Source organism: Chthonomonas sp., assembly GCF_035294165.1.
In the GTDB taxonomy this organism is placed as follows: Bacteria; Armatimonadota; Chthonomonadetes; order Chthonomonadales; family Chthonomonadaceae; genus Chthonomonas.
In genome coordinates this window covers 1-4,716 of sequence record NZ_DATGLN010000097.1, presented here as the reverse complement: position 1 = coordinate 4,716, position 4,716 = coordinate 1, and the positions used below count along the sequence as shown (strand labels likewise).

Genomic DNA, 4,716 nt, shown 5'->3' with positions numbered 1-4,716 from the left:
GGTAGCGTGTAGTGCCGGGGAGTTGGTGGAGGAGGTAAGCGACCTGAGCGGCGGGGTCTGGAATGTTCAGGCGTTGTATCTTCGTGCCGGTGGTGGCTGCAGCAGCCTGTTGGTGAGGAGAAATGGGGAGTACCATCATGGAGACGTGCTGGGCAATAAGGGGGTGATAACGGACGGGAGTGGGAACGTGCTGTCGAGCAATGAGGGGAAGGGCGTCGGCCTTGAGTATGATAGCTTTGGAGTAGCTATGGTCACGAGCGGGAGCGCCCAGACCCCCTATCGTCCGGCAGGGTTGGTGTTAGATGTGGAGGGGCTTGGACTTCAGCGGCCCTCCTGTGGCCTGCCCGCTGTATGCCAATAGGGCTATGCCTCTTTGCCATACCTGCCATCATCGGCGGCACAAATGTCATCCAAGACATCATCCAAGGCCTCATCCCCCGCATCCGCATCCACATCCACAACCGCCACAACCTAAGCCTCCGAAACCAAACTGTCAGGTCATATATGAGGAGTGCATGAACATGTGCAATGCGGCAAAGGATTTTTGTCTCGCTGCAGTTGCTGCAGGAGTCGCAGTATGTATAGCAGGATGTGTAGATACTGGGCCATTTGTCTTGATCTGCCTTAGAGCCTGTACTGCACTAGCTGCAGCAGGCATAGCGGGCTGTGCAGCAGCGTACTCAGGATGCAGTAACAATTGCAAAAACCAATATAATCAATGTATTGCTCGTGGAGGCACTCCATAATCATAGGCTATAAGGCGAACGGAAAGCGTGGAGACTTCGTATCTGACTATAAGCTGCGAGTCTCCACGCCCAAAATCGTTATGTTATTCAACCCGTTCAGAATGGAGCATCTATGATGTTACGCGCAATTCGTGAAGCACTTCAAAGCCGCCGCGTGAAAAAGACATCCGACTCACGCACCTACTTCCTGTCGCCCACAGGAAAAGCTTTTTGGATTAATATCGGCCTGCTGCTACTAGGTTTGATAGGACTTGGTATAGGCACGCTTTTTCTCTTCAAGGCTATGACCTTTCCCTCTACACCTATCGTTCCACCCATTCAATTGGACAGACCTGCCATACATGCATTTCTAGATAAGAGTCTAATAGCACTTCTGCTCGCCCTATGTATTGGTATTGTATCGTTGGGAAAAGCGATGGGGAACCTCATTTCTAAGTGCCAGTTTCTCCGCATCAACGCCCAAGGCCTCCTTGCAACAAGCCTGTTCCGAACAACGTGGGTTCCATGGTCAGAAATCGTAGAGATAAAACCTTGGGGGCCTCCAAATTCAAACAGGCACGGTTGGCTGATCGTAGGCCTGCGCGATTGGGTCTATGTCCCCTCCTCCGTGGCCCACTCCGCAAGGGTGGTAGAGGCCTGTAAAACCGCTCTCTCTCACTGCCCCGAGCCGGCTGCTTTCACCTCAACCTCCCAGATTGCTTCTATCCAAAAGTTTTTCCATAGGCCTCTTAGATCCCTCGCGGGACTGGTCTGGAAATCTCTACCCTTTGTCGCTCTCATCAGTCTCCTTTTTATCTTTCATCCATGGAGACCCAATAAAAGCGGATTTAGCTTGATTGATGAATCTTCACAGTCTGTTATTTTCTTATTCCTACTCGTTCTAATTTCATCACCGTCTGCTATGGTCAATGGTAGATTTGATGCGCTATCGCGTACTAAGAAATTGTATAGACGCAGTTTGCCACTCGCTCCAGAGGACATCACCTCACTGATTTCCTATGTGCTCTATTCCCTGCCCAATAAACCCTGGAAGGATAGCTGGGAGGAGCGAGGCTGCATTTACTGCTACATTTTGACCCGATCGCTCAACGCTTTGCAGGACGTTAAAAAGTGTTGGCTGGAGGAGGTTCGCAAGCCGATTCATAAGCTCATCATGCAGGCTCCGGATGCAGAACTGGTAGAGGCGCTTATAAGAACGTTGGAGAAAGCGGGTTCACGAGAGGACATCCCCATTCTGAAGAGTTTCGCGGAAGGAAAGGGGGCGATGAAGGAGCCTTCCCTTTGTCAGCTGGCGCTTGAGACAGCCGAGAAGTTGGCAAAGAGCTTGGGCGTCGAGGAGTTGCTTCAACCCTGCGCGGCCCCTACGGAGCAGTTACTGCATCCGAGCCGTGCGCCTGAAGATAAGCTGCTTCTTGCTTATTCCGCTGCAACCAACCACAGCGAACCTGTCTTACAGAACGGTGAAGAGGGCCAGGGTGCAAGGGAACAAACTCCCAGCAGGCTAACAAATAAACAGCACGAGCAGAGGCAAACCGTGAAGTGATAGACTCATGCCGATTCGTTGTTCAGCCTAAGAACGGGGAGCATGTTCCCCTGGCCGTGTATAGATGAGATAAGGCTAACTGCCGAATTCCCTGCCGCAACGTGCCAGACAACTGGTGTCTGGATTGCTGTAGTAAGTTCTGTACCAACGGTGTTTCCTACAGACAGTGTGTGAACGGGTGTAGTACAAGATTGCCGTTTTTAATTCCTTAAGAAGAATTAAATCCTATGCCAATTAAAAGGAGCACATTCAGATTGTTTTCCTTCATGGGGGTTGCAAGCGCTCTTTTTCTGCTGCTTGCTGCTTGTAACCACCTCTCCTTGTCGCCTCCATCTCGTTCTGCGGACCCATCTCCTCTTTCTTCAACGCAGCCCTTACTCTTCCGGATTGTGCCTTCTACCTCCTCTTCACAAAGTCCTATAACTATCCCTAAACTAGGGAGTCATCTTCTGACTCCCCCGCTTGTTTTTCCACCCGGGTCGCGGATTTTGGGGTTTTATTTATTGAAAGGGTTCTATGTGGGGGACATCAGTGTAGAATACCTTGTAGCCTCTCGCCTCTCTTGGCAAAAAACCTATGCATTCTATCGGCACTACTATGCAAAATCTAACGTCCGTTGGTATGGTGCCCAGTCGTTTCAGTCTATACCAAGTTATGCTTTTGCGCTTTATCCGAATAATGGGACGCGAAAAAATGCCTTAACTTTTATTATTTACGCACATGCAGACCCAAATGACTCGGTTGAATCGGAGCTATTAGCGCCGGACGTTTCAAGGTACCCGATTATTTGGGTTGGAGGAGAGGTCTCATCCAAGGAAATAGAAGAAAGCCCATTGCTTATTCCCGTCCACAACCCTTGAGGATGTCTACGGAATCGCAGTGATAAACGGTTGCAGGGCGTTTGTGAGGCCGTGCGGAGCGGTGTGGGCCTCCATGGTGGCCTGTAGGGCCGGGGGATATGCTACCCACAAAGCTGACAAAGAGGGGCTTTAGCCCGCGGCAAGTAGGGCGTAGGCACCTGTGGAGATAGGGTAGGCAGTAGGGGTAGGCGCAAGGCCTACCCCTAAACACAAGAAACAGGCCGCACCACAGGCTTCCATACCAAGCGGAGCGACTGGGCATGAGCGTTGTCTTACACTTATAGGTGGAGGCGGGTTCCTCGTCCCAACACCGATTCGGCGGCGATGACAGGAGTGGGGCCGCCTGCCCGCCCTTCGAGAACCACCTCTTCTTGAAGCGTTGTGCCCTCATCTACAATAACATTGCTGAGGCGCACGTGCTCGCCCACGGTCACGTTATCCATGAGGATGCAGTTTTCCAGGCGCGTTTGGCCTGCGATACGGCAATTTCGACCGATGGCCGTCATACCGTTGATCCAACTGCTGGGCGCTATCGTTGTGCCTTCGCCTACGGCGAGGCCGGGAACCGCGGTTTTTACCTGTCCCGAAAGGATGGCCTGCGTGGCCATAAGCAGCTGCTCGGCTCGCCCTACGTCGAGCCAGAAGCCACCAGGAGCAATTCCGTAAATAGGCGCGTCCTCCGCAAGAAGGCGCGGGAAGATATCGCGTTCAATAGAGCTGGGCTTGCCCAACTCGATTCGCTCCAAAAACTCCGGTTCGAGGATGTAGAAGCCGGCGTTGATGAGGTCTTTACCGGAGGGGGTTAGGTCGGGGTCGAGAGTGACGGCTCGTTTCGCCTCCTCGCTAGGCTCGCGCCATTCCAACACACGGCCCTGCTCATCCAAAAGAAGCACGCCAAAGGGATGAGGGCTTGGCACCTCGTGGAGGGTAATGGTTGCGATGGCCTCTCGCTGCTTGTGGAACGCGATGATCTTGCCGAGATCGAAATCGGTGAGCACATCCCCATTAAATACCACAACCGTCTCGTTTGGAAAGAACTGTGCGGCATTGCGGATGGCACCACCGGTTCCTAAAGGCACCTCTTCGACCGCATAGCGCATGCGTACGCCGAAACGGGAACCATCGCCGAAGTGGGCCTCGATCTGGTCGGCCATGTAGTTGGTGGCGAACACAATGTCTTCGATGCCATGTTGCCGAAGCAGCGCCACTTGATATTCCAAGAAGGGCCTATTGGCCACCGGCGTAAGCGGTTTGGGACGCCGGTAGGTTAACGGGCGCAGGCGCGTGCCCAGCCCTCCTGCGATGATGATGCCTTTCAACGGTTTCTCCTCCTCGAACGTAGTAGGTAGTGTGCTCGCAAAGCACGTGCAGCTATTTTACTCAAAGAGAGGCCAAACCTGCTCGGAAATGTGATACAATAACTAGGCGCATCGTATGCAATTAGAAGCAACCGACTTCGTGCGAGGGATACCTAAAGGAGAAATTGTAGAAATTGACCGCAGTGAGTGAGCCTAAAATCGCACCGCAAGAGGACGCGGTAGAGAGAGACCTTTACGATGTAACCATC

At 52.6% G+C, this 4,716-nt stretch carries 3 protein-coding genes; 2 read left to right on the top strand and 1 reads right to left on the bottom strand.

Annotation, left to right across the window (positions count from 1 at the left end):
• A partial coding sequence (locus VKV29_RS05070) for a hypothetical protein (RefSeq protein WP_324200216.1) occupies positions 1 to 361 on the top strand: 361 nt, incomplete at its 5' end.
• Between the two features lie 1,217 nt (positions 362 to 1,578).
• On the top strand, positions 1,579 to 2,289 hold the full coding sequence (locus VKV29_RS05065; protein ID WP_324200215.1) for a hypothetical protein: 711 nt from the start codon (positions 1,579 to 1,581) through the stop codon (positions 2,287 to 2,289).
• 1,138 nt (positions 2,290 to 3,427) lie between these two features.
• Here VKV29_RS05065 and VKV29_RS05060 read toward each other — a convergent pair.
• The gene (locus VKV29_RS05060; RefSeq protein WP_324200214.1) at positions 3,428 to 4,468 is read right to left on the bottom strand and encodes an NDP-sugar synthase; all 1,041 of its coding nucleotides are present in this window, start codon (positions 4,466 to 4,468) and stop codon (positions 3,428 to 3,430) included.
• Positions 4,469 to 4,716 lie beyond the last annotated feature (248 nt).